The sequence below is a fragment of the Sphingomonas kyeonggiensis genome (genome assembly GCF_030812785.1).
Taxonomy (GTDB): Bacteria; Pseudomonadota; Alphaproteobacteria; order Sphingomonadales; family Sphingomonadaceae; genus Sphingomonas; species Sphingomonas kyeonggiensis_B.
Genome location: NZ_JAUSTJ010000003.1, coordinates 1,225,918 through 1,250,343 on the forward strand (window position 1 = coordinate 1,225,918; position 24,426 = coordinate 1,250,343).

Here is a 24,426-nt window from a genome sequence, read left to right on the forward strand (position 1 = left end):
GCGGCCGTTTTCTGGATATGGGAGGGGAAGAACATGCCGGCACGTCGCAAGATGCTCTTTGTTCTGGGTGCCGTCGCGGTGGCGGTGATCGCGGCGCTGATTGCCTGGCCGGCGACGCCTCCAGCTCCCGAGGCTGGTGCGGTCGTGGTCCGCCCAACTGCTCCGGCGGCCTCGCCGAGTCCGGCGCCGGTGCCCGAGCCTTCCGCCTCTGCATCTCCGACGCGCTCACCTATTGAAACCTCGATCCTCGCCTCGATCGGGGATTCCCGCGCCGAGCTGCGGGATGTCGTCGCCCGCCGCGATGCGCCGCAGATCGCCTGTGGCGAGAAGCGCACCGCACGTGATCCGGTATTCCGGCGCTTCGTCTGGCTCGGGCACCTGAAGATGCTCGCCACCGATGATGGCTCCGCGGACTTTGGCAACATCGCCGCGGTGTGCCGCGAAGGGCAGCCGGTTCCCTGAGCCCCGCTTCCGGTTACCCCTCAGAAGGCGATATCGGCCGGCCCCGCGTGTCGATCGCGCCCGCGCGGATCGCACCGTCGATCAGCAGCTTGAGGAAGTCGACCGAGCGCCGCATCTCCTCGGGGTTCGGCGCGAGCACCTGTGCGATCGACAGCCCGCGCGCCGCCCAGACGAACAGGCGGATGCCCGCGAGCACGCCGGCATCGTCGCCGCTGCCGAACTGCTGCTTGATCGCCTCGAGCGACATTTGCTCGACCCGAGCCTGCATCGGCGTGACCAGGGCGGCCAACTCGGCGTCGCTGCGCGAGGCCTGGAGGATCTCCAGCACCGCCAGGCCCGAAGGCCGGCTCAGCACTTCCCAGAGCATCTCCGGCCAGTCGGAGATATGCCCGCCGCGGCCGGTCTCCGCCGCGATCTCCTCATAGGCGAGCCGTTCCCGGTCGTAGACCGTGCCGATCACGTCCGCCATCAGCTGCGCGCGGGTGCCGAAATGATGATGAAGCGCACCGCGGGTCACGCCGGCCTCCTCGGCGATCGCCTCGGTCGAGGTGCCGCTATAGCCGTTGCGGTAGAGCAGCCGGATCGTGGCATCGAGCAGCGCCTCGCGCGTCTCCGCCGTGCGCTCCGCCTGTGTCCGCCGCTTCCTGCCCGAGGCTGTAGTCGCCACGTTCTTCCAAACCATTTCCGCGGCGAGAGCCGCCGCCACGATCCATTTGGCGGCTCGGAAGAAGGTCCGTCAACATGGGCGCGTGCAAACTTCCGTCGCGCACCCCATGTCACCGCAGTGGCGCCGCGCTCCCGCATCCGCTAAGAGCCCGCGCTTCCGCAACCACTGGAACCGTGAATGACGCTTTACGCACGCTTCGCCGCGCATCTCAATCTTGCCCTGGATGCGCTTGTCCTCGCCGGCGACCTGCCCGCGGGGCTGGAGCGACGCGCGATCACGGTGGAGCCGCCGCGCGATGCGTCGCACGGCGATCTCGCGACCAATGCCGCGATGGTCCTCGCCAAGCCGGCCGGCACCAATCCGCGCGCGCTCGCCGAGAAGATCGGTGCCGAGCTGGAGAAGTTGGACGAAGTCGCTTCGGTCTCGATCGCGGGCCCGGGCTTCATCAACCTGACGCTGACCGACGCCACCTGGCGCGGCGAGCTGATGGCGATCCTCGATGCGGGCGACGATTATGGCCGCTCGACGGTCGGCGCCGGCACGACGGTGAACGTCGAGTACGTCTCGGCCAACCCGACCGGTCCGATGCACATGGGCCATTGCCGCGGCGCGGTGGTGGGCGATGCGCTCGCTGCGCTGCTCGAGTTCGCCGGGCACAAGGTCATTCGCGAATACTACGTCAATGACGCCGGCGGCCAGGTCGACGTGCTCGCCCGCTCGGCGCACCTGCGCTACCGCGAGGCGCTGGGCGAGGCGATCGAGATCCCCGAGGGCCTCTATCCGGGCGAGTATCTGAAACCGGTGGGCGCGAAGCTCGCTGCCGAGTTCGGCGACAAATATGTCTCCGCGCCGGAGAGCGAGTGGCTGGTGCTGTTCCGCAAGACCGCCGTCGCCGCGATGATGGATATGATCCGCGCCGATCTCGCGCTGCTCGGCATCCATCACGACCTGTTCTCCTCGGAAGCGGAACTGCAGGCCGCCGGCAAGCCCGAGCAGGCCGAGGCGTGGCTGCGCGAGCGCGGGTTCGTCTATGACGGCGTGCTCGAAGCGCCCAAGGGCGAGACTCCCGAGGATTGGGAGCCGGTCGAGCTGCCGCTGTTCCGCTCCACCCAGTTCGGCGACGACCAGGATCGCCCGATCAAGAAGTCGAATGGCACCTGGACCTATTTCGGCGCCGATCTCGCCTATCACTTCCAGAAGGCGCAGTCGGCCGACCAGTTGATCGACATCTGGGGCGCGGATCACGCCGGCACGGTCAAGCGCATCGTCGCCGCGGTGCAGGCGCTGACCGGCGGGGAGACCAAGTTCGACGTCAAGCTGGTCCAGATGGTCCGGCTGCTGCGCGACGGCGAGCCGGTGAAGATGTCGAAGCGCGCCGGCAACTTCGTTACGCTCGCCGATGTGGTCAACGAAGTGGGCAAGGACGTGGTCCGCTTCACCATGTTGACCCGCAAGGCCGATGCCCAGATGGACTTCGATTTCGCCAAGGTGGTCGAGGCGTCGAAGGACAATCCGGTATTCTACGTGCAGTACGCGCACGCCCGCGTGGCGTCGCTCGGCCGCCGCACCGCGGAGGCGGGGATAGCCTGTGCCGATGTGGACCTGTCTCTGCTTGATACAAATGAGTTGAAACTGGTGAAGGCCGCCGCGCAGTTCCCGCGTATCGTCGAAGCGGCTGCCTCGGCGCGCGAACCCCACCGAATTGCCTTCCATCTCTACGACTTGGCGGCGGAACTCCATTCCTTGTGGAACCTCGGCAAGGAAGATCCCACCCGCCGCTTCCTGTTGCCGGACCAGGCGGCGCTGACGTGCGCACGGCTTTATCTGGCGCGCTCGATCGGGCAGATTGTCCGCAATGGCCTCCGCATCATGGGCGTCGAGGCCGTCCAGGAGATGTAAGGAATGAACATGCGTGGGGGGGAGGCCGGATTCGGCGACGATGACCGCCTTCCCTGGCTCGAGACGGTGGAGGAGGATTATCGCGAAGGCGTTTCCTTCGGCCGGATCCTGCTGCTCGTCCTTCTGCTCCTTGCCGTGCTCGGCGCGGGCGCGTTCGGCTATTATTGGTACCAGAAGCAGAAGAGCCTGGTCGGCAATGGCGAGCTGATCGCCGCGCCCGAGGGCGACTACAAGGTCAAGCCCGACGAGCCGGGCGGCATGAAGGTGGAGGGCGAGGGCGATACCGTCTTCGCCACCAGCCAGGGCAATAGCGGCAATTCGAGCATCGACGTGAGCGCGCTGCCCGAGGCGCCGGTCGATGGCAGGAAGGTCGTCGAGAAGGCGCCGTCGCTGACCGGTGAGAGGAACGCCAAGGTCGCGATCCCCTCGAGCGCCAGCACGGCCGACGCGCAGCCGAAGCGCGTGCCGGTGATCGCCCCGCAGGCGGGCGGCTCCGGCGCGCTGATCCAGCTCGGTGCCTTCCCGGACGAAGCCGGCGCCAACACCGCCTGGGCGCGTCTCTCGAAGCGCTTCTCGTACCTCGCGCCGCTCGGCAAATCGGTCGAGCGCGGCGAGAAGGACGGCAAGGCGCTGTTTCGCCTGCGCGTGAATGCCGGTTCGAACAGCCAGGCCAAGGAACTGTGCGGCAAGCTCAAGGTAGCCGGCGAAAGCTGCTACGTGGCGAATTGACCGTAACGACCGGGGGAGGACGGAATGGGGGTTAAACCCGGCCTTCCGCTTCGCTAAGACGACGGCATGAAGCCTGTAATCTTCGGTGTATCCGGCCTGTCGCTCACGGCCGAGGAGCGCGATTTCTTCCGGGACGCCGATCCGCTCGGCTACATCCTGTTCAAGCGCAATTGCGAGAGCCGCGACCAGATGCGTGCACTCACCGAGCAATTGCGAGAACTGAGCGGCCGCGCCGACCTGCCGATCCTGATCGACCAGGAAGGCGGCCGGGTCAGCCGGATGGTTCCGCCAGAATGGCCGGCCTTCCCGGCGGGCGAGGCGTTCGGTCGGCTCTATGACGTCGCGCCGATCTCGGCGATCGAGGCGGCGCGGGCCAATTATCATGCACTCGGGCTGATGCTGGCCGAGGTCGGTGTCACCGTCGATTGTGCGCCGCTGCTCGACGTCGTGACGCCGGAAGTCACCCAGGCGATCGGCGACCGCGCCTTCGGCAGCGAGCCGATGCGCGTCGCGGCGCTCGGCCAGGCCTGTGTCGAGGGGCTGCGCCGGGGCGGGGTTGTCGGCGTGGTCAAGCACATGCCGGGCCATGGCCGGGCCGTTGTCGACAGCCATCTCGAGCTGCCGCGCGTCAGGGTCGATGCCGGGGCGCTGGAGCAGGACATCGCGCCCTTCCACGCGCTCAAGGGTGCGCCGATGGGCATGACCTGCCATGTCGTGTTCGAGGCCTGGGACGCCGAGCGCCCCGCCACGCTCTCGCCGACCGTGGTCCAGGAGATCATCCGCGGCCGCATCGGCTTTGACGGTCTCCTCATGACCGACGACATCGACATGAAGGCGCTGTCCGGCACGCCGGGCGAGAAGGCAACCCAGGCGCTGGCCGCGGGCTGCGACGTGGTGCTCGATTGCTGGGCGCGGATGGACGAGATGGTCGAGATCATCGGCCTGCTCCCCGATGCGACGCCCGAATGCATCGAGCGCCTCGACCGTGCCATGGCCACCACCGGCGCCGATGAGCCCGATGCGGACTTCGCGGAACTGGTCGCCAGGCGGGACGAGTTGCTGGCGCTGGCGTGATTTCTCCCTCTCCCCGCTGGCGGGGAGAGGGCAGGGGAGAGGGGCGTATCGATGGCGCGCCGAATTCCCCCTCACCCCTGAAGGGGGAGGGAGTAAGCGCATGACACCACCCCTCCAACCTGCTTAACTCCGCCCATGGACGCCGAGGCACAGGAAACCCTCAAGATCGATATCGACGGCTGGGAAGGGCCGCTCGACTTGCTGCTGGCGCTCGCCCGCACGCAGAAGGTGGATCTGCGCCAGATCTCGATCCTTCAGCTCGTCGAGCAGTATCTCGGCTATGTGAACCAGGCGCGCGAGCTGAAGCTAGAGCTTGCCGCCGACTATCTCGTGATGGCCGCCTGGCTGGCATACCTGAAGTCCGCTCTCCTGCTCCCGCGCAACCCGGAGGAGACGCCGAGCCCCGAGGAGCTGGCGCTGCGCCTGCAGCTGCGCCTCGAGCGGCTCAATGCGATGCGCGACGCCGGCGCCAGGCTGATGGCGCGCGACCGCACCGGCCGCGACAATTTCTTCCGTGGCGCGCCTGAGGGACTGCGCGTGCTGCGCAAGGCGCGTTACGAGGCCGAGATCTACGACCTGATCGCCGCCTACGGCCGAATCAGTGCGCGCACCCGTCCGGTGATGCACGTCGTCCAGCAGCGCGACGTGATGACGCTGGAGGCCGCGATCGAGCGCGTCTCGTCGCTGATCGGCACGCGGATAGACTGGAGCACGCTCCAGTCCTTCCTCCCCGAGGGCGCGAGCGGTCCCTATGCCAAGTCGGCGCTCGCCTCGTCGTTCGTCGCCGCGCTCGAGTTGGCCAAGCAGGGCAGGGTCGAGCTCCGCCAGAAATCGGCCTTCGCACCGCTCTATCTCAAGGCCGCAGGATGACTCCCGAAGACGCAGCCTCGCGCGCGGTGGAGGCCGTGCTGTTCGCCTCCGAGCATCCGATGAATCTGGACGAGATCCGCGCCCATGTCGGCCCCGAGATGGACGTCCGGGCGGCGCTCGCTGCCCTTGAGGCGCTCTATGCCGGGCGCGGAGTCGAACTGGTCCGTCGCGGCGACCGCTGGCATTTCCAGACTGCCGCCGATCTTGCCCATCTGCTGCGCCGCAATCGCGAGGAGAGCCGCAAGCTCAGCCGTGCCGGCATCGAGACGCTGGCGATCATCGCCTATCACGAGCCGGTCACCCGCGCCGAGATCGAGGCGATCCGCGGCGTGCAGATCAGCAAGGGCACGATCGACGTGCTGATGGAGGCGGGCTGGGTCCGTCCCGCCGGCCGCCGCGAGGTGCCCGGGCGGCCGCTGATGTACGCCACCACTGGCGGTTTCCTCACCCATTTCGGCTTGTCCAGCCGCCGCGACCTGCCCGGGATCGACGATCTCAAGGCCGCCGGTCTGCTCGATCCGGTCGACCTCGCTTTCGAGGCGCTGGGGGAGAATGAAGGGGCCGAGGAGTCCGAAAGCGAAACTGTCACAGACGACGAATAGGGGCTCCCGGCGTCTCGGCCATTGCCGCAGGTGCCCGGCGCGCCTAGATAAAGCCGGAATCGAGGAGATTTGTGATGGGTAGTTTCAGCCTGATGCACTGGCTGCTGTTGGGCGTTGTCGCGATCCTGCTGCTGGGCGGCGGTCGCTTCTCGAACATGATGGGTGATGTCGCCAAGGGCATCAAGCAGTTCAAGAAGGGCATGTCCGAGGACGACGACGCCGATAAGCCGGCGACCCGCATCGAGGGCAAGGCGGCTCCCGAGCCGACCGTGCAGCGTGAGGCCGAGCCGGCACGCGAAGAGAAGCTCTGAACTTCCGCGCCGTTCCCGGCTCAGGGCGCCGGGAGCCGCTTCTGGCGATTGATCGATGCTAGATTTCAACGCGCCCGAGTTCGTGGTCGTCGCCATCGTGGCGCTTCTCGTGATCGGGCCAAAGGATTTGCCCAAGGCCATGCGCTTTGTGGGCAAGTGGTTCGGCAAGGCGCGCGCCGTCGCGCGCCAGTTCCGCTCCGGGTTCGACAACATGATCCGCGAGTCGGAGCTTGCCGAGCTCGAGAAGCAATGGGCGGAGGAGAACGCCCGCATCATGGCCCAGCATCCGCCGGCGGCGCTTCCCGCGCCCGCAGCGGAGGCCGAGGTGCATCATGTCACCGAGGATGCCGCTCCGGTGATGGTCGAGCAACCCGCCATCCATGACGAGACGCCCGGCGTTTCGGCGCCCAAGCCGAAGCGCGCGCGCAAGGCTCCGGCAGCTGCCGTGGCCGAGCCCGCGCCCAAGCCGCGCGCCCGCAAGGCGGCCGCACCGGTGGCAACCGCCAAGCCGGCCGCCAAACCCCGCGCCCGCAAGGCTGCACCGCCTGCCGAGGCCGCCGAATGAGGGACATCGACGACACCCAGCAGCCGCTGCTCGAGCATCTGATCGAGTTGCGCCGCCGCCTGCTCTATTGCGTGGCCGCGCTGCTGGTGACCTTCTTCGCCTCCTTCTATTTCTCGAAGGAGATCTACGGTTTCCTCGTCCATCCGCTTGCCGCGGCGGGGCAGAACAAGATCATTTTCACCCAGATCTTCGGGGCGTTCTTCGTCCAGCTGAAGGTGGCGTTCTTCGCCGCGATGATGCTGTCCTTCCCGGTGATCGCAACGCAGCTCTGGCAGTTTGTAGCACCTGGCCTCTACCGGCAGGAGAAGAAGGCGCTGCTGCCCTTCCTGCTGGCTACGCCGGTGCTGTTCATCGCCGGCGCCTCGCTCGCCTATTTCATCGCGATCCCCACCGCCCTGCATTTCCTGCTCGGCTATCAGGGCGATCTCGGCGGAGGCGTGCATCAGGAAGCGCTGCCCGAGGCCGAGAAATATCTCGATTTCGTGATGCAGTTCCTGTTCGCCTTCGGCATCACCTTCCTGCTGCCGGTGCTGCTGATGCTGCTCGAACGCTCGGGCATCGTCACCTATGAGCAGCTCAAGAGCGCCTGGCGCTATGCGGTGGTCGCCGCCTTCGCGATCGCCGCGGTGCTGACACCGCCGGATGTCGGTTCGCAGCTGCTGCTCGCCTTCCCGCTGATCGGCCTCTATTTCCTGTCGCTCGTCGGTATCTGGTTCACGCGACGGCGCCGCCGCCCGGCCGATACAGAGAACGAGACCGCCGAGGCCGCCTGACACGAAAAACCCCTCCCGCGGCTGCCGCGGGAGGGGTTTCTCTTTCCTGCCGGTTCTGGTTTATTTGGCGTCGTCGGCGGTCTTGGCGACGGTGTCGCCCGCCGAGGAAACATCCTTGCCCACGCCTTCGACCGTGTTGCAGGCCGAAACCAGCATCGCGCCCGCAAGGGCGACACAGGCGATGATCTTACGCATCACATCTCTCCAAAATACCGGACCATAAGGGTCGGAAGAGAAATGCCCGGGCACGCGCAAACGTTCCGTCTGCGCAGCAACTGCCTGAACTCGCTGGAGAAATGGAAAGGCCCAGAAAAGTTTTAGGCCCGGAGGCGTCACCGGGGGGGGGAGGGTTGACGCTTCCGGGCCCATGTCTTGGATAGCGAGAGCGGGGGGGCAAAAGGTCACTATCCGAAGTACAAAACGGACCACGCGGTCCGGGGTTCCATGCCCTTCGAACTTTTTTCGAACTTTTTATCCGGGCTGTTCAGGGGCGGCCGGTGATCGCGATCGCCGCTTCATAGGCGCCGGTCAGCGGATCGTGATGCAGCTTGGTCCGCAGCTGTCGGGCAAGCCCGCCGATCACGCGGCCATAGCGATTCTCGACCAGTTCCTCGAGCGCCGGGCTTTCCACCAGGGCAGGGGACGTGATCCGCAGCAGCGCGCGGGTATCGTCGTCCTCGATCAGCTTGATCGAGATGCGGATCTGCGCCGCCGGATTGCAGCTCATCGCCAGCTCGACGATCTCGGTCAGCAGGAAGGCGATGGCGATCGCCACGTCCTGGTTTACCAGCACCGGGGTGAGTTCCAGCGTCACGCCCAGGCCCTGCGCGCGTTCGGGAGCGGTGGCGCGGATGTTCGCGGCGAGCTCGCCGATCACCGAGCGCAGGTCGAGCCCGCGATTCTCCTCCAGCTCGGCATAATGGTGGCGATGCACCACGGCGAGCGCGTCCACCCGGCGCTGGATCGAGGCATAGGCCTCGGTCGCCTCCTCGCTCTTGGCGCTGCGGGCATGGAAGTTGATCAGGCTGGCGATCACCTGGAGGTTGTTCTTCACCCGGTGGTGCACCTCGCGGGTCAGCTTGGTTTGGCGCACCAGCCCCTCGGCCAGGTCCGCCTCATGTTCCTTCACGGTGCGGCTGATCTCGCGAAACGTATCCCCCAGCTCGCGGATCTCGGCGGCCGGCATCTCGCCGAAGCGCTTGATGTCGATCACCTCGCCCGGCTTGTAGGCGCCGACGCTGGTGCGCAGCCGGCGCAGCGGCCGGATCAGCAGAATGTCGACCACGAACCAGCTGATCCCCGCCGCGGCGAGCCACATCAGCACCAGCACCACGGTGTTGATGATCATCGGTGAGGTGATCGGGGTGCCGAGCATCGACATTTGGAGCGTCACGCCGTCTATGCCCAGGTCGTTGGGAATGGTCTCGCGCCGGTCGAGCGGTCCCGCGCCCTCCAGCTTGCGCAGCACCAGCTTGTCGCCATGCCCCACCAGCGCCGCGCCATATTCGGGCACGAAGCCGCTCGGCTGCGCGATCGAGGCCAATGTGGCGGCGGGGTAGAATGCCGTCGCCGAGCCGCCCCGGTTGCCGCCGATGCGCAGGGTCATGCCATCCTCGAGCAGCGTGGTGCGCACCTGACGCGGCTGGAGTGTCGCCGTGCCCGCCAGCGCGAAATTCTGCCCGCATATCACGCGCCCGCTGGCGTTGGTGATCGCGAAACGTGCGCCCGTGGCGGTGGCGAAGGTGCCGGCGAGCCGGGTGCAGGCGGGGGCGTCGTGCGGATCGGCCTCCAGCGCATCGAGCGCGCCGGAGAGCTGGCCGACATGGTTGACCAGCAGGTCGCGCAAGATGTCGGTGCTCTCGCTCGCGGCGACGCGCAGCCGCGCCCGCGCCTCGGTGTCGGCGTTGCGGGTGCTCTGCAGCGTGGTGAACAGCGCGATCAGCGCCAGCGGCAGCAGGCAGATGATCAGGTAGAGGAAAACCTTGGCGCCGGTCGGCATAGCCCCCAGCGTCGCCGCGGGACGGACCTTGGCGCGCGGTTCTTCTTCCGGGATCTCCATCAGCTCCGGACTAGTCGAGCTTCTTCAGCAGGTCGAGCAGGTCGTCGGGCACGGCTTCGCTCACGGCCTCGTCATAGGCCTGACGCAGCGCTTCGCCCACATTGCGGCCGGGGCGACCGGTTTCCTTTCCGCCATCTGATTTGGGCGGCTTTTTCATTTTCTCATCCGCGGAACGCACCAATTCCCCCCTGCGCCATGGCGCCAGCCGTGGCTCGGACTAAAAGCGACCTGCTCCGGATGCAACTTCCGGAAGTGAACGAAAGCCACCGGTCGCATCGGGCCGGAGACTGTGCGGCAACACTACGCAGCATGTTCGATGAAACCAATTCCCCAGTCGTTTGTTCCACAGCCGATGCAATATCCAGGGAGGGGCTCCTTCGGGTTGCACGATTGAGGATTGCAATAGCTCGGAACGGCGCCGAAACAAACCGTTCCGCACTCGTAGGAGAAAAGTTCGACCATGTCGCTTGGACAGCAACTCGCGCCGCACCTTCCGCTGCTCCGCCGCTATGCGCGCGCGCTCACCGGCAGCCAGGCCGATGGCGACCGCTATGTGCGTGCGGCGCTCGAGGCGATCGTCGCGGCGCCGGATCAGTTCCCGCGTGATGTCGATCCGCGGCTCGGCCTGTATCGCACCTTCCAGGCGATCTGGCAGTCGACGCACCTCGAGGAAGAGGATGTCGTCGAGGATACCACCAACGAGAACGAGGCGATCGCCCGCAAGCGGCTCTCCCGTCTCACCCCGCTGTCGCGCCAGGCGCTGCTGCTCACCACCGTGGAGGGCTTCAGCATCGAGGACGCCGGCTATCTGATCGAAGAGGATGCAGGACAGGTGCAGAAGCTCGTTGGAGAGGCCGTGGCCGAGATCGAGCGCCAGACGCGCACCCGCGTGATGATCATCGAGGACGAGCCGCTGATCGCGATGGATCTCGAGCAGATCGTCCGCGATCTCGGGCACGAGGTCACCGGCGTCGCGGTTACCCGTGACGAGGCAGTGGCGTTGGCGATGGAAGACCGTCCGGGCCTTGTGCTCGCTGACATCCAGCTTGCCGACGACAGTTCGGGCATCGATGCGGTGAAGGACATCCTCGCCGAATATTCGGTGCCGGTGATCTTCATCACCGCTTTCCCCGAGCGGCTGCTCACCGGCGAGCGTCCGGAGCCGACCTTCCTGATCACCAAGCCGTTCCAGCGGGAAACCGTCAAGACGACGATCAGCCAGGCGCTGTTCTTCGACCAGGCGACCGTTCCGGCCTGACGATCCGCGAAAAAACCGGCGCGGGTTCCATCAGGTACGGACCCAAAACGGTTCTCGCGAGTTGTTGATGGCATGGCTGAGAATGACGAATCCATCCATATCGACAGCGAGCAGGCCCGCGCCGGCGCTACGCCGCACATGACGCGATACGTGCTGGGTTACGGCCTGGTGCTGGTTATCGTCGCGTTCGCCGTGATCCTTCTGTTCTGAGCACGGGAACGGCGCGAAATATGCTGGCAATCGCAGACACCAAGCCTATTTCTGGAACCGGTCGCTTCGCGGCCAACGCAAACAAGCGGGAACGAATGAGTCAGTCCGAACAGCCCGAGGACAAGGGGACCGAGGCGCCGCAGGAGCATGTCTCGCTCTCCGATCCCGAGTTCAAGAAGCAGCTCGCGCTCGTCATCCCGCATCTGCGTGCCTTTGGCCGCTCGCTTTCGGGCAGCCGGGATCTCGCCGACGATCTGGTGCAGGAGACGCTGCTCAAGGCCTGGGCCGCGCGGAAGCGCTTCCAGGCGGGCACCAACATGCGTGCCTGGACCTTCATCATCCTGCGCAATCTCTATCTGAGCCAGATGCGCCGCGCCCGCTTCAAGGGCGAATGGGACGATCTGGTCGCCGACCGTCTGCTTGCAGCGCCGGCGAGCCAGGACCGGCATGTCGAGCTTTCCGACATGCAGCGCGCGCTGCTGCATCTGCCCCAGCCCCAGCGCGAGGCACTGATCCTCGTCGGTGCGGGCGGCTTCGCCTATGAGGAAGCGGCCGAGATCTGCCAGGTCGCCGTCGGCACGATCAAGAGCCGCGTGGCACGCGGCCGTGTCGCGCTCGAACATCTGCTGACCGAAGGCCAACTGCCCTCGCGTCGCATCGAGCCGGGCACTGCCGAGGGCAAGACCGCGCTCGATACGATCATGGGCGAAGTGGACGATCTTAGCCGTGATCGCGGCGATCTGCCGGTAAAGTAATCCCGGTCGGCACGAAAAATTCAGGCCGCGTTCCCTGTCGGGAGCGCGGCCTTTTCGCGTGCCGGGAATTGGATCTCAGCGCGGGCGGTTAAGCTGGCGCAGCATCGCCGCCATGTCGTCGGGCAGGCCGCTGTCGCGCACATAGGCGTCGCGAAGCGCCAGGCCGATTGCATCGCTGGCGCGGGGCGCCTCGACCCGATATGCGGGCTGGCGGGCGTCGCTGGCCGTGGCTGAAGTCGTCTGGTTCATGTTGCTAGAACAATTCAGTTCTCTTTTTGTTGCTTGACATTTTGCAACGCATCGTTTCGCGGGTGGCTGATTCTGTGACTCAATCCTCTTCCTCCGCCGATCTCGCCGACGCCATTGCCCGGGCGAGCGCGCATGCGCCCTTCCTCGAAAACCTGCTCGCACGCGAAGTCGAGCTGGTCGCCGGTCTCGATGCCGCCCTTGTGAATCCACGCGCAGCCGCGCGTGCTTTCGAAGGCGAAATGAGCGTTGGGGCGCGGCTGCGCATCGAGCGCCGCCGGCTCGCGCTCCTCGTCGCCCTGGGCGACCTGTCGGGCCGGTTCGATTTGACGAGTGTCACGCATCTTCTCACCGATTTCGCCGACGATGCGTTGGACCGTGCGATCCGCGCGGCGATCCTCGAGCGCACGCCCGATGCCGATCCGCGCGGTTTCGCTGCGATCGCGCTTGGCAAGCAGGGCAGCCGCGAGCTCAACTATTCGTCGGACATCGATCCGATCCTGGTTTTCGATCCCGGGACCTTGCCCTGCCGCCCGCGCGAGGATGTGCAGGAAGCCGCGGTGCGCATCGGCCGCCGTGTGGTGGAGCTGCTCCAGCAGCGCGACGAAAATGGCTATGTGCTGCGCGTCGATCTGCGCCTGCGTCCCTCGCCGGAGGTCACGCCGATCGTGCTGCCGGTCGAGGCCGCGATCACCTATTATGAGAGCCAGGCGCTGCCCTGGGAGCGTGCCGCCTTCATCCGCGCCCGCGCCTGTGCCGGCGATCTGGCGCTCGGCGGCTATTTCCTTGATGCGATCCGTCCGTTCGTGTGGCGCCGGGCGCTCGATTTCGGCACGATCCGTGAGATCCGCGACATCAGCCGCCGCATCCGCGATCATTATTCCCAGGCCCAGGCCTTCGGGCCCGGCTATGACCTGAAGCGGGGCAGGGGCGGCATCCGCGAGGTCGAGTTCTTCGCCCAGATACACCAACTCATCCATGGCGGCCGCGAGCCGTCCCTGCGTGCGCCTGCGACGCGCGATGCGCTAGCCGCTCTGGCCGAGGCGGGCCGGATCAGCGCGGACGAGGCGCTCGACCTGACCAATGCCTATGTCACGCTGCGCACGATCGAGCATCGCCTGCAGATGGTCGACGATCGCCAGACGCACGAGCTGCCCGAGAATCTGGCGGCGCTCGACAATGTCGCCCGGCTCCACGGGCTGGCCGACGGAACTGCGCTTACCGACCTGCTCAAGCCGCAGGTCGTACGTGTCGGCACGATCTATGACAGCCTCGCCGGCGAGGAGGAGCAGCGGCTGCCGAGCGAGAGCATCCCGCTCGAGGCGAAGCTCACCGCCGCCGGCTTCGAGCGCCCCGACGGCGCCGCGCGGATCGTCCAGGGCTGGCGCGGCGGTACCTATCCGGCGCTCCGCACGCCGGCGGCGCGCGAAGCACTGGAATCGGTGCTGCCAGGCCTGATCGATGCCTTTTCCCGCGCGCCGGACACGGTGCACGCGATCACCCGCTTCGACGCGATGCTCTCGCGCCTGCCGAGCGCGATCAACTTCTTCCGCCTGCTCGAGGCGCAACCGGGGCTCGCGCAACTGCTCGGCCAGATCCTCGCGCTGGCGCCGACGCTCGCCGAGCAACTGGGGCGCCGCGCCGAGCTGCTTGACGGGCTGATCGACGCGACCGCGCTGGAGCCGGTGCCCGATATCGATACCCTCGCCGCCGGCATGCGCCGCTGGGAGCCGGGCTCGGACTATCAGTACCAGCTCGAATTCGTCCGCCGCTTTGTCAACGAGAAGCGCTTCGCCCTGGGCGCGCAAATCGTCGCGGGGGCGGGCGATCCGCTCGAAGCCTCGGCCGGCTATGCCCGCGTCGCCGAGGCCGCGATCGAAACGCTCGCGGCCGCCACGGTAGAGGAATTCTCGCGTAACCATGGCGCGGTGCCGGACAGCGAGCTGGTGATCCTCGCGCTCGGCCGGATGGGCGGGCAGGCGCTCACCCACGCTTCGGACCTCGACCTCGTCTATCTCTTCACCGGCGACTATGCCGCGGAGAGCGACGGCGCCAAGCCGCTGGGCGCGGTGATGTACTACAACCGGCTCGGCCAGCGCGTCACCGCGGCACTCTCGGTGCCGACGCCCGCCGGGCCGCTCTACGAAGTCGATACCCGGCTGCGCCCTTCCGGCGCACAGGGACCATTGGTCGTCTCCTTGGAGGGTTTCGAGAAATACCAGCGCGAGGATGCCTGGACCTGGGAGCATATGGCGCTTACCCGCGCCCGCCCGGTCTTCGGCTCGCCCCAGGCGCGCGCCAGGGTGCAGGCGATCATCGATGCGGTGCTGAAGGGCGCCCGCCCGGACCGCGACATCCCCGCCGAGGCTGCGAAGATGCGCGCCGACATGGCGGCGCACAAGCCGCCCAAGGGTCCGCTCGACGCCAAGCTGCTCGACGGCGGGCTGGTCGACCTCGAATTCGCGGTGCACACCGTCCAGCTCGTCCACCGCACCGGCTTCGAGCCGCGCCTCGGCCCGGCGATCGACGATCTGGCGGGGCAGGGGCTGCTGCCACCCGCGATGCGTCCCGCGCACGACTTCCTCACCCGGCTGCTCGTGACCATGCGCCTCGTCGCGCCCGACGCGCAGGAGCCGCGCGCGCCCACTCAGGCGCTGATCGCCCGTGCGCTCCGGCTCGGCAGCTGGGACGAGGTGGTTGCGCAGCTCGACCGGACCCGGCAGGAGGTCCGCGATTGCTGGGCGTCGGTGCGCGGCCCGGCCTGAGGAGAAGACAATGGCAATCGAGGAAGGCGACAAGATCCCCGCGGTCATGCTCGACGGGACCGAAGGCGAGGCGATCGCGCTGGCGGACAAGCTGGGCAAGCCCTTCGTCCTCTATTTCTATCCCAAGGACGATACGTCGGGCTGCACCCGCGAGGCGCAGGACTTCTCCGCGCTGATCCCCGAGTTCACCGCGCTCGGCGCCGAGGTGCTGGGCGTGTCGAAGGATCCGCCGATCAAGCACCAGAAGTTCATCAACAAGTACGACCTCACCGTGCCGCTCGCCACCGACACCTCGGGCGCGGCGATGGAGGCGTTCGGCGTCTGGGTCGAGAAGCAGCTCTACGGCAAGCGCTACATGGGCATCGATCGCTCGACCTTCCTGTTCGATGCGGAAGGCAAGCTGTTCCGCGCTTGGCGCCGCGTGCGCGTCCCCGGCCACGCGGTCGATGTGCTCGAATCGATCAAGGAAATGCAGGCGCACTGATGTTGTGGCGGCTCGCCCTGTTTGCGGCCTTGTCGCTCGCCGGGCCAGCGCAGGCGCAGGACCTGCCGCCGGTGCCGCGCGCGCTGCTCAACACCGCCGCCTTGGTCTGCGTGAAGATCGACCGCGAGGGCAGGGTGGATGCCTTCCTGCTCGATTTCAAGGGCGATGCCGCGCGCGACAAGGCGGTGCTGGACTGGGTTCGCGGGCTCAAATGGCCGGCCGCGCAACCGGGCGAGGAGGGCGGGCGCAACCGCTGGTTCCCGATGCCGGTGCAGTTCGGCGAGGTGCCTGCGCCGGCGATGCCCCAGGGCTGCGCGCCGGGATCGGACCGCACCTGACATGGCGGCACGCAGCGTCGCCCAGGCCTGCCGCGCGGTGCTGACCGCGGCGGCGCCGATCGACAAGATCAAGGCAGCGCGTGCCGCCGCGCGCGACTGGCGGCTCGGCCGGCTGGCCTTCGAATTCGACGTCATGATGCCCGATCGTCCGGCGCGGCCGGACCAGCCCGAGCTGCTTCCGCCCAACCGCATGCCCAAGCGCGGCAAGGGTGGCTCCGAGCGCGGGCGGATCGCGCTGATCCACGCGCTCGCTCATATCGAGTTCTCCGCGATCGACCTGGCGTTCGACGCGGCCGGCCGGTTCGGCGGCGAATATCCGCGCGGCTTCACCGATGACTGGATGGGGGTGGGCGCCGACGAGGCGATGCACTTCGCCCTGCTCGATCGCCGCCTGAGGAGCCTCGGAAGCTTCTACGGTGCCATGCCCGCGCATGACGGGCTGTGGGACGCCGCCGCCGAGACCGCGCATGATTCGCTTGCCCGTCTGGCAGTCGTCCCGATGGTGCTGGAAGCGCGCGGGCTTGACGTCACGCCGGCCACGATCGAGCGATTTTCCGCGGCGGATGATGCAGTTACCACCCGCATCCTCACACGGATCGTGAACGACGAGATCCGGCATGTTCGCGCCGGAACGGTGTGGTTCGAATCGCGTTGTCGCGACTTGAATCTTGTCCCGCACGCAACATGGCATGCGTTGGTTGCACGGCATTTCCGCGGAGCAATTAAGCCACCGTTCAACGACTCGGCGCGCGACTCAGCCGGTTTGTCCCGCGATTATTACCAACCCCTTGCGGTGAACTGACTCCTCGGGTCACAAGCCACCGTCCAGAAGGCGGAGGGGCTGCTTCCTGCGACGAATGACAATAGAAGTAGGGCAACCGGGTCGCGTTTCGGTGCTTGCTTCCATGAAACTTGCCGGGGAATCATGGCTAAGGCGTCGAACTCTAAAACCGCTACCGCAGCTCAGCGGTTCCGTGCTTTCTTCACTACCCGCGATTTTATTTTTCATGACGGCCGCGACCTGAAGCGTTTCAGCATCGCCGGCCGCACCCAGGCGCTGCTCGCCGGCGTCGGCACCGTCACCGTGCTGTTCTCCGCTTATGGCGTGGCCCAGGCCGCCGTCGGCGCGATCGCGATCAGCGGCGTGACCGGCACGCCCGCCTCGCCCGAGGCGCAGGTCGCCAAGATGCGCGAGCAGGTTGAGAAGATGCAGGCCGATGTCGCTGCCGCCAAGGAGGCAGCCCGCCTCCAGGCCGCCCGCGTCGAACAGCATCAGGCCCTGATCAGCGCCACGCTCACCGGCAAGGGCGACCGCGCCGTGATCGAGCAGCCGCTCCCCAACACTTCGGCCCGCACCAGCGCCGTCGCCAGCGAAGTCCTCGCCCCGCTCAAGCAGGTCGAGGCCCGCCAGGTTGCGATGGCCGGCAAGGCTCGCGCTGCGGGCGAGGCCCGCTACAACCAGACCGCCGGCGAGCTCCGCCGCCTCGGTCTCTCGCCCGAGCGCTATGTGAAGGTGCCGGCGATGGGCGGCCCGTACGAGCCGATCGACAACGACAATGCGAACGGCAGCGATGCCTCGGCCGAGGCCGCGGACGCCCAGTTCCGTGCGCTGTTCGTCACCTGGAAGAAGCTCGACATGCTCGAGCAGACGGTGATCTCGATCCCGTCGATGCAGCCAGTCGACAAGCTGACCTTCACCTCGAACTTCGGCGTCCGCTCGGATCCGTTCCGCGGCACGGCCGCGATGCACGCCGGCGTCGACATCCCGGGCGCGCTCGGCACGCCGATCTACGCGACCGCCGACGGCGTCGTCAGCCATGCCGGCCGCCAGGGCGGCTATGGCAACCTCGTCCAGATCAACCATGGCCGCGGCATCGAGACGCGCTACGGCCACCTCTCGAAGATCATCGTCGCCGACAATGCCCGCGTGAAGCGCGGCCAGCTGATCGGCCTGATGGGCTCGACCGGCCGCTCGACCGGCAGCCACCTCCATTATGAGGTGCGCGTCGATGGCAAGGCCGTGAACCCGATCCCCTTCCTGCAGACCGGCGAGTATCTCGCCTCGGTGCAGGACCGCGTCCAGGGCGGCGTGGGCGGCCCGGCGAAGAACAAGTAACACCGACTTTCAGAGTCAGGAGAGGAGAGGGGCTGCCCGTGTAGGCGGCCCCCTTTCTTTTGTGCGTCGCTTATTATTGACTGATCTATCAATAATCGCTAGATAGCGATCATGGCAAGACCACGGGAATTCGATCGGGACACCGCGCTCGACAAGGCGATGCAGGTCTTCTGGGCCAAGGGCTTCGCCGCGACCTCCACCGACGACCTCATCCAGGCGATGGGGATCGGCCGGCAGAGCGTCTACAATGCGTTCGGCGACAAGAAGCAGCTCTATATGGAGGCGCTGGGCGCCTATCAGCGCCGCACGGTGGGCGGGCATCTTTCCCGGCTCAACGCGCCGGCCTCACCAATCCAGGGCATCAGCGACCTGCTCATCGGCCTTACCTCGGAGGAGGATGCGCGGCGTGCGCTCGGTTGCATGGGCGTCGGCTCGGTCGGCGAGTTCGGCATCAGCGATCCGGCGCTGGTCGAGCAGCGCGCCAGGATCGGCACGCTGCTCGGCACGCGCATCGCCGAGCGGATCCGCGAAGGCCAGGCGACGGGAGAGATTCTGCCGGACCTCGACCCCGCCGAGATCGCCGGCTTCATCCAGATGACCATGACCGGCCTGCAGCTCGCCGCCCGTGCCGGCGCCAGTGCCGCCGATCTCACCACGCTCGCCCGCTTCACCATCGATCGCCTGCGCCCGGCCTGAAAAGCCGGCACAGCTGGAAACTATCCTTCTTCGCCTAATTATTGACTGATCTATCAAGAAAGGAACAAAGACATGCAGAATGAGAAGAGCAAGACCGCCCTGGTGTTCGGCGGTTCGCGCGGGATCGGTGCCGCCGCGGTCGAGCGGCTTGCCCGCGAGGGCTTCGCGGTCGCCTTCACCTATGTCTCGCGGCCGGATTCGGCGGAGGCACTGGTCGAGAGGCTGACGGCGGCCGGCAGCAAGGCGTTGGCGATCCAGGCCGACAGCGCCGATCCCGCCGCAATCCGCGCAGCGGTTGAGCAGACGGCGGCGCATTTCGGCGGGTTGGACGCAGTGGTGGTCAATGCCGGCATCCTGCGCATGGGGCCGATCGAGGCGGTCAGCCTCGAGGAACTCGACCAGATGCTGGCGATCAACGTGCGCGGCGTGTTCCTTGCGATCCAGGCCGCGGCGGCGCATCTGCCCGAAGGCGGGCGGATCATCACGATTGGCAGCAACACCGCCGTGCGCACCGGCTATCCAGGCACCAGCGTCTATCAGTTCACCAAGGCGGCGGTCGCTGCGATGGTGAAGGGCATCGCGCTCGACCTCGCACCGCGCGGCATCACCGTGAACAATGTCCAGCCCGGGCCGATCGATACCGACATGAATGCCGGCGCGATCGAGATGCTCGCGGGCAAGAGCCCGATGCGCCGCGTCGGCAGCCCTGCCGAGATTGCCGGGCTGATCGCCTATCTTGCGGGCGCGGAATCGGGCTACATGACCGGTGAGAGCATCACGATCGATGGCGGCTGGGTACTGTAACGCACCGGGTGGGAAAATCCGGCGGCCCCATCTATGAGCCGCCGGATCATGGCTTCTTCATCCTCTCTCGGCTTCGATTTCGGTACCACCAACTCGGTCGCGGCGCACGCGACAGAGGAGGTGTCCGATCTCGTCCTGCTGCAGGGCCCGGAAGACGACGACGCGGTGTTCCGCTCGGCCCTGTGCTTCTGGGAAGAGGGCAATGCCCGCGGCGCGCTCGAAGTCGCGGCCGGGCCCTGGGCGATCGCCGAGTATCTCGATTCCCCCGAGACCAGCCGTTTCCTCCAGTCGTTCAAGTCGGTCGCGGCCAGCGCCAGCTTCGAGCACGCCATCGTCTTCGAGCGTCGCTACCGGTTCGAGGAGATGGGCCGGCTGTTCCTCCGGCTGATGCGGGAAAAGGCAAAGGGCGCGCTCGACGGGCAGGCGGGCCGCGTCATCGTCGGCCGCCCCGTGGAATATGCCGGCGCCCGGCCCGATGCCGCGCTCGCCCGCGCGCGCTACGACATGATGTTCGAGGGCTTCGGTGCCGAGATCCATTATGTCTATGAGCCGCTAGGCGCAGCGTTCAGCTATGCCTCGCGTCTCGACGAGCCCGCCACCGTGCTCGTCGCCGATTTCGGCGGCGGCACGAGCGACTTCTCGGTGGTGCGCATCGCCGAGCGCGGTGCCCCGCGGCGCTGCACCCCGCTCGCCCATGCCGGTGTCGGCATCGCCGGTGACCGGTTCGACCAGCGCATCGTCGATCACCTTATCCTGCCGATGCTCGGCAAGGGCGGGAAATATCGCTCGTTCGACAAGATCCTCGACATTCCCGGCGGCTGGTTCACCGATTTCTCGGACTGGTCGCGCCTCGCGCTGATGCGCAACCGCAAGACGCTGGCCGAGCTCGACAAGCTGCGCCGCGCCGCGCTCGATCCCAAGGCGATCGAGCGGATGATCGCGATCGTCGAGGGCGAGATGGGTTATCAGCTCTATCACGCGGTCGGTGCGCTCAAGCGGGCGCTGTCGGCCGAGGAGCAGGCGCATTTCCATTTCGAAGGTCCGGACCTCCGCATCGAGGCGGACGTCACCCGCGCCGCCTTCGAGGCGTGGATCGCGCCCGACATCGCCCGGATCGAAGGCGCGGTCGACCAGGCACTGACCCAGGCTGGCGTCGAGCCCGCCGCGATAGACCGGGTCTTCCTCACCGGCGGCACCTCGCTCACTCCGCGCGTCCGCCGGCTGTTCACAGATCGCTTCGGCGCCGAGCGCATCGCCAGCGGCGGCGAGCTGACATCGATCGCGCACGGCCTCGCCCTGATCGGCCAGCAGGACGACATCGCCGCCTGGGCGGCCTAGGCGGGCAGTACCACTTCGCCGATGCGATCCGGGAGCAGGTGGAACAGCCTATAAATTGTCACCCCGGCCTTGTGCCGGGGTCCACTACGCCGCACGTCCGATCCCATGGCCTCTTGTCCCGTGCTCGCCTCCCGGTGGACCCCGGCACAAGGCCGGGGTGACGAGGATAATTGGATCTCTTGGTGACATTGCCTCTCGGCCCCCGCGCGCCTATCTCCACCCCATGGCAACGCTAACCCAGCCCGAGATCGCATTGACCCCGTCCGCCGCCGCGCGCGTCGCGGCGATTGCGGCGAAACAGGGCAAGCCGGCGATCCTTCGCCTCTCGGTCGAGGGCGGCGGCTGCTCGGGCTTCCAGTACAAGTTCGGTTTCGCCGAGGACGTGGAAGGCGACGACACCGTCGCAGAGCTGGACGGCGTCCGGCTGGTGGTCGATTCGATCAGCCTCGACCTCGTCCGTGGCTCGGCCGTGGACTTCGTCGACAATCTCGGCGGCGCGCATTTCACCGTGACCAACCCCAACGCGGCCTCGGGCTGCGGTTGCGGCACCAGCTTCTCCGTCTGAAGAGCGCCCCTTGCCCAAGATCGTCACCTACAATGTCAACGGCATCAAGGCGCGCATGGAGCGCCTGCTGGAGTATCTCGCCGAGCAGCAGCCCGACGTGGTCTGCCTGCAGGAACTGAAGGGGGCCGACGAGACGCTGCCGGTCAAGGATATCGAGGCGGCGGGCTATGGGGCCGTGTGGCACGGACAGAAGGGCTTCAACGGCGTTGCGGTGCTGGCGAAGGGCCAGCAGCCGGTCGAGCGCCAGCGCGGCCTGGCGGGTGATCCAGAGGACGCCCACAGCCGCTATATCGAAGCGGAGATCGGCGACCTGGTCGTCGCCTCCATCTATCTGCCCAACGGCAATCCGCAGCCCGGCCCCAAGTTCGATTACAAGCTGAAGTGGATGGAGCGCCTCGCCGATCGTGCCCGGGCGCTGCTCGCCGAGGAGCGCCCGGTGGTGCTGGCAGGCGATTACAACGTCATCCCCAATGATGACGACACTTTCTCGGTCCGCGCCATGTCGCAGGACGCGCTGATGCAGCCCGAGAGCCGCGAGCGGTACCGCGCGCTGCTGGCGCAGGGCTGGACCGATTCGCTGCGCACCCGTTTCCCGGGCGGCGGCGTCTGGACCTTCTGGGACTATCAGGCGGGCGCCTGGCAGCGCGACGCGGGCTTTCGCATCGATCACCTGCTGCTCAGTCCGATCGCGGCCGACCGTTACCTCGGCGCCGGCGTCGACAAGGAATATCGCGGCCGCGAAAAGGCCAGCGACCACGCCCCGACCTGGGTGTCGCTCCGCTAGATCGAAGCGGCAGGTTAAGGCTAAAACCCAATACTCGTGCTCCTGCGAAAGCAGGAGCCCGGAGCCGCGCGGGTCTAGGCTAGGTGACCCTGGGCACCTGCTTTCGCAGGGGCGCCCGGAGGATCCCAGGACTGGAACTGGCCGCTTCTGAACAGCGCAGTGTCCGCTTCCGGACGCCTCGTTCCATGCGCGCACCAATATTTGGTGTGTATTGCCGTGTTATAGCACGTCATCACACCGTCATAATCATGTAAGTCATTGATATTACGTGTTTCTCGAAATTGGCACGCCGATTGCGAAGCATGGGGCACAGGCGGAAAGCAGCGCCTGTCCATGTCTAAGGTTCGAGGAGTAATGGATATGCACAGCAAGACCCTTTCCGCCGCCGCTGCCCTTTTCGCCAGCGTTGCCCTGGTTGCCGGCGCCGTCTCGCCCGCCGTTGCCGCTGCCGCCAACGACCCGGCTGCCCCCGCCAAGGCGCGCCAGGAGCAGACGGAAGCCAAGAACGACACCCGCAAATATTGCATCGACACCACGGCGACCGGATCGCGCATCGAGAAGCGCGAATGCCGCACCCGCGCCGATTGGCTCGAGGTCGGTGTCGATCCGCTGAAGCTGATGAAGCAGGCCCGCTAAGACCCATGGAGCGTCGCGCGGCGGATTTCGTGAGCGTTCGCCGCCGCCCGGTGCTCCCCCCGGTCATGCCCCGACCGGTGCCGGCCTGTTCCCCCAGGAGCAGGCCGGCTGGTCGCGTCCAGTGCCGTCAGAGCGGCTTCTGGTAGATCACATATTCGCGGTTCACCCAGGAATCGATCGCCGCGGCGATCGCGTTCATGCCCTGGTTGTCGTCGAGCACCCAGCCGATCTCGCCGCGGCTGGCGCCGTAATTGGCCACTGCCGCGCGGCGGATATACTCGATCATCATGAAGGCCAGCTGGCTCGCCATGCGCGACGCCTGGAGCCGCTTGACCACGCCCATCAGCGGCACGCGCATCGTCCGCACCTTCGGCTTGCGCAGCCACCACAGCAGCTTGGCCCAGCCGAACGGGAACAGCGAGCCGTTTAGCGGCTTCACCGCCTCGTTGAGGTCGGGCAGGGTGACCATGAACGCCACCGGCTCGCCCTCGAGCTCGGCGATCATGATCAGGTCCTCGAACACCAGCGGCTTCAGCTTCTTGCCGACATCGTCGATCTCGGGCTGGGTGAGCGGGATGAATCCCCAATTGTCCGACCATGCGTCGTTGAGGATCGCCAGGATGATCGCGGCCTCCTCGTCGAATTTCGACTTGTCGACCTTGCGGATGCGGATCTTGGGGTTCTTCTCGCCATTCTCGACGATGCGGTTGATCAGCGGCGGGAAGCGCTTGCTGACGTCGAGCTCATAGGTGAGCAGCGACTTGGCCGGCTTGTAGCCTGCCGCCTCGATCCAGCCCTGATATTTCGCCGGGTGATGCCCCATCAGCACGGTGGGGGAATGGTCGTGCCCCTTCACCAGCAGGCCGGGCTCCTCCCAGATCGACAGGCTGACCGGGCCGAGCGCCCGGGTCATGCCCTTGCCGCGCAGCCAGTCCTCGGCGGCGTTGATCAGCGCGCGGGCGGCATTCTGGTCCTCGGCCTCGAACATCCCCCAGAAGCCGGTGCCCGGGCCGAAGCCCTGCTCCGCCGGCATTTCCAGAGCGAGGAAATCGATATGCGCCGAGATGCGGCCCACCGCCTCGCCGTCGCGCTCGGCGAGGAAATATTGCGCCTCGGCATGGCTGAACCAGCCATTCTTCTTCGGGCTGATCGTTCCCGCCACCTCGTCGCGCAGCGGCGGCACCCAGGCCGGGTCGCCGCTGTTCAGGCGGTAGGCGACTTCGATGAACTGCTTGGTGTCGCGCTTGGAGGAGACGGGACGGATGCTGAGCGGGCCGCTGGCCAAGGGGAAAACCCTTCCTGAGGTTTGATTCAGCGCAATGCAGTCCTTCGCCAGCGGTTCAGTGTCAAGCGCGGCAATCATGGCGGGCCGGGGTGCCTCTCCCTGACCCCTGGAATGCCACCATAAAGCCACTATCTC

General features: G+C 66.9%; 29 protein-coding genes. 23 read left to right on the forward strand and 6 right to left on the reverse strand.

Going from position 1 to position 24,426, the window contains the following annotated elements:
• Window positions 1-33: 33 nt before the first annotated feature.
• Window positions 34-462, forward strand: coding sequence for a hypothetical protein (locus J2W22_RS22975; protein ID WP_307120597.1), 429 nt, complete (start codon window positions 34-36; stop codon window positions 460-462).
• A gap of 13 nt (window positions 463-475) precedes the next feature.
• Here the strand turns inward: J2W22_RS22975 and J2W22_RS22980 are convergent, their stop codons facing one another.
• Window positions 476-1,129, reverse strand: coding sequence for a TetR/AcrR family transcriptional regulator (locus tag J2W22_RS22980; RefSeq protein WP_307120598.1), 654 nt, complete (start codon window positions 1,127-1,129; stop codon window positions 476-478).
• A 177-nt stretch (window positions 1,130-1,306) separates the two neighbouring features.
• Here J2W22_RS22980 and argS point away from each other — a divergent pair, with 177 nt between their 5' ends.
• From argS to tatC, 8 genes are all read left to right on the forward strand, one after another.
• On the forward strand, window positions 1,307-3,028 hold the full coding sequence (gene argS / locus J2W22_RS22985) for an arginine--tRNA ligase (RefSeq protein WP_307120599.1): 1,722 nt from the start codon (window positions 1,307-1,309) through the stop codon (window positions 3,026-3,028).
• 9 nt (window positions 3,029-3,037) lie between these two features.
• Window positions 3,038-3,757, forward strand: a complete 720-nt coding sequence (locus tag J2W22_RS22990; protein ID WP_307120600.1) for an SPOR domain-containing protein — start codon at window positions 3,038-3,040, stop codon at window positions 3,755-3,757.
• 66 nt (window positions 3,758-3,823) lie between these two features.
• Window positions 3,824-4,831, forward strand: a complete 1,008-nt coding sequence (gene nagZ, locus J2W22_RS22995; RefSeq protein WP_307120601.1) for a beta-N-acetylhexosaminidase — start codon at window positions 3,824-3,826, stop codon at window positions 4,829-4,831.
• Window positions 4,832-4,966: 135 nt separating this feature from the next.
• On the forward strand, window positions 4,967-5,701 hold the full coding sequence (locus J2W22_RS23000) for a segregation and condensation protein A (protein WP_307120602.1): 735 nt from the start codon (window positions 4,967-4,969) through the stop codon (window positions 5,699-5,701).
• Window positions 5,698-6,303 carry an SMC-Scp complex subunit ScpB gene (gene scpB / locus J2W22_RS23005; RefSeq protein WP_307120603.1) on the forward strand — a complete coding sequence of 202 codons (606 nt, stop codon included), beginning with the start codon at window positions 5,698-5,700 and terminating at the stop codon, window positions 6,301-6,303. The genes J2W22_RS23000 and scpB overlap by 4 nt, the downstream gene beginning before the upstream one ends.
• A 74-nt stretch (window positions 6,304-6,377) precedes the next feature.
• On the forward strand, window positions 6,378-6,614 hold the full coding sequence (locus J2W22_RS23010) for a twin-arginine translocase TatA/TatE family subunit (RefSeq protein ID WP_307120604.1): 237 nt from the start codon (window positions 6,378-6,380) through the stop codon (window positions 6,612-6,614).
• A 55-nt stretch (window positions 6,615-6,669) separates the two neighbouring features.
• Window positions 6,670-7,179: a Sec-independent protein translocase protein TatB gene (gene tatB, locus J2W22_RS23015; RefSeq protein WP_307120605.1), complete on the forward strand. Its 510-nt coding sequence runs from the start codon at window positions 6,670-6,672 to the stop codon at window positions 7,177-7,179.
• Complete coding sequence (gene tatC / locus J2W22_RS23020) at window positions 7,176-7,952, forward strand: twin-arginine translocase subunit TatC (RefSeq protein WP_307120606.1); 777 nt, start codon at window positions 7,176-7,178, stop codon at window positions 7,950-7,952. The genes tatB and tatC overlap by 4 nt, the downstream gene beginning before the upstream one ends.
• A 60-nt stretch (window positions 7,953-8,012) precedes the next feature.
• Here the strand turns inward: tatC and J2W22_RS23025 are convergent, their stop codons facing one another.
• The 3 genes from J2W22_RS23025 to J2W22_RS23035 form a co-directional block, all read right to left on the reverse strand.
• Window positions 8,013-8,147, reverse strand: a complete 135-nt coding sequence (locus J2W22_RS23025; RefSeq protein WP_184000565.1) for an entericidin A/B family lipoprotein — start codon at window positions 8,145-8,147, stop codon at window positions 8,013-8,015.
• A 289-nt stretch (window positions 8,148-8,436) separates the two neighbouring features.
• Window positions 8,437-10,011: a sensor histidine kinase gene (locus tag J2W22_RS23030; protein ID WP_307120607.1), complete on the reverse strand. Its 1,575-nt coding sequence runs from the start codon at window positions 10,009-10,011 to the stop codon at window positions 8,437-8,439.
• Between the two features lie 10 nt (window positions 10,012-10,021).
• The gene (locus J2W22_RS23035) at window positions 10,022-10,168 is read right to left on the reverse strand and encodes a NepR family anti-sigma factor (protein ID WP_307120608.1); all 147 of its coding nucleotides are present in this window, start codon (window positions 10,166-10,168) and stop codon (window positions 10,022-10,024) included.
• 303 nt (window positions 10,169-10,471) lie between these two features.
• On the opposite strand from J2W22_RS23035, the gene J2W22_RS23040 reads away from it, so the two are divergent.
• The 3 genes from J2W22_RS23040 (at window position 10,472) to J2W22_RS23050 (ending at window position 12,234) form a co-directional block, all read left to right on the forward strand.
• Window positions 10,472-11,269 (forward strand): response regulator, encoded by a 798-nt coding sequence (locus tag J2W22_RS23040; protein WP_307120609.1) that lies wholly within the window; start codon window positions 10,472-10,474, stop codon window positions 11,267-11,269.
• A gap of 72 nt (window positions 11,270-11,341) precedes the next feature.
• Entirely contained in the window at window positions 11,342-11,479 is a 138-nt protein-coding gene (locus J2W22_RS23045; RefSeq protein ID WP_307120610.1) for a hypothetical protein, read from the forward strand.
• Window positions 11,480-11,574: 95 nt separating this feature from the next.
• Window positions 11,575-12,234, forward strand: a complete 660-nt coding sequence (locus J2W22_RS23050) for a sigma-70 family RNA polymerase sigma factor (RefSeq protein ID WP_307120611.1) — start codon at window positions 11,575-11,577, stop codon at window positions 12,232-12,234.
• A 75-nt stretch (window positions 12,235-12,309) separates the two neighbouring features.
• Here the strand turns inward: J2W22_RS23050 and J2W22_RS23055 are convergent, their stop codons facing one another.
• Complete coding sequence (locus J2W22_RS23055; protein ID WP_307120612.1) at window positions 12,310-12,483, reverse strand: hypothetical protein; 174 nt, start codon at window positions 12,481-12,483, stop codon at window positions 12,310-12,312.
• Between the two features lie 113 nt (window positions 12,484-12,596).
• On the opposite strand from J2W22_RS23055, the gene J2W22_RS23060 reads away from it, so the two are divergent.
• From J2W22_RS23060 to J2W22_RS23110, 11 genes are all read left to right on the forward strand, one after another.
• A complete protein-coding gene (locus J2W22_RS23060; protein ID WP_307120708.1) occupies window positions 12,597-15,245 on the forward strand; it encodes a bifunctional [glutamine synthetase] adenylyltransferase/[glutamine synthetase]-adenylyl-L-tyrosine phosphorylase in 2,649 nt (882 codons plus the stop codon).
• Between the two features lie 10 nt (window positions 15,246-15,255).
• Window positions 15,256-15,729, forward strand: a complete 474-nt coding sequence (locus tag J2W22_RS23065; RefSeq protein ID WP_307120613.1) for a peroxiredoxin — start codon at window positions 15,256-15,258, stop codon at window positions 15,727-15,729.
• The gene (locus tag J2W22_RS23070; protein ID WP_307120614.1) at window positions 15,729-16,067 is read left to right on the forward strand and encodes a hypothetical protein; all 339 of its coding nucleotides are present in this window, start codon (window positions 15,729-15,731) and stop codon (window positions 16,065-16,067) included. Before J2W22_RS23065 ends, J2W22_RS23070 begins: the two co-directional genes overlap by 1 nt.
• A 1-nt stretch (window position 16,068) precedes the next feature.
• Window positions 16,069-16,869 (forward strand): ferritin-like domain-containing protein, encoded by an 801-nt coding sequence (locus tag J2W22_RS23075; protein WP_307120615.1) that lies wholly within the window; start codon window positions 16,069-16,071, stop codon window positions 16,867-16,869.
• Window positions 16,870-16,992: 123 nt separating this feature from the next.
• A complete protein-coding gene (locus J2W22_RS23080; protein ID WP_307120616.1) occupies window positions 16,993-18,183 on the forward strand; it encodes a M23 family metallopeptidase in 1,191 nt (396 codons plus the stop codon).
• Between the two features lie 111 nt (window positions 18,184-18,294).
• Window positions 18,295-18,879 (forward strand): TetR/AcrR family transcriptional regulator, encoded by a 585-nt coding sequence (locus J2W22_RS23085; RefSeq protein ID WP_307120617.1) that lies wholly within the window; start codon window positions 18,295-18,297, stop codon window positions 18,877-18,879.
• A 72-nt stretch (window positions 18,880-18,951) separates the two neighbouring features.
• Entirely contained in the window at window positions 18,952-19,683 is a 732-nt protein-coding gene (locus J2W22_RS23090; protein WP_307120618.1) for an SDR family NAD(P)-dependent oxidoreductase, read from the forward strand.
• A 48-nt stretch (window positions 19,684-19,731) separates the two neighbouring features.
• Window positions 19,732-21,021, forward strand: a complete 1,290-nt coding sequence (locus J2W22_RS23095; RefSeq protein ID WP_307120619.1) for an Hsp70 family protein — start codon at window positions 19,732-19,734, stop codon at window positions 21,019-21,021.
• Between the two features lie 223 nt (window positions 21,022-21,244).
• Complete coding sequence (gene erpA, locus J2W22_RS23100) at window positions 21,245-21,586, forward strand: iron-sulfur cluster insertion protein ErpA (RefSeq protein ID WP_307120620.1); 342 nt, start codon at window positions 21,245-21,247, stop codon at window positions 21,584-21,586.
• 10 nt (window positions 21,587-21,596) lie between these two features.
• Window positions 21,597-22,370: an exodeoxyribonuclease III gene (gene xth / locus J2W22_RS23105; RefSeq protein WP_307120621.1), complete on the forward strand. Its 774-nt coding sequence runs from the start codon at window positions 21,597-21,599 to the stop codon at window positions 22,368-22,370.
• A 360-nt stretch (window positions 22,371-22,730) separates the two neighbouring features.
• Complete coding sequence (locus tag J2W22_RS23110) at window positions 22,731-23,006, forward strand: hypothetical protein (RefSeq protein ID WP_307120622.1); 276 nt, start codon at window positions 22,731-22,733, stop codon at window positions 23,004-23,006.
• A 127-nt stretch (window positions 23,007-23,133) separates the two neighbouring features.
• Here J2W22_RS23110 and J2W22_RS23115 read toward each other — a convergent pair whose 3' ends face one another.
• Window positions 23,134-24,291, reverse strand: coding sequence for a GNAT family N-acetyltransferase (locus tag J2W22_RS23115; RefSeq protein ID WP_307120623.1), 1,158 nt, complete (start codon window positions 24,289-24,291; stop codon window positions 23,134-23,136).
• Window positions 24,292-24,426 lie beyond the last annotated feature (135 nt).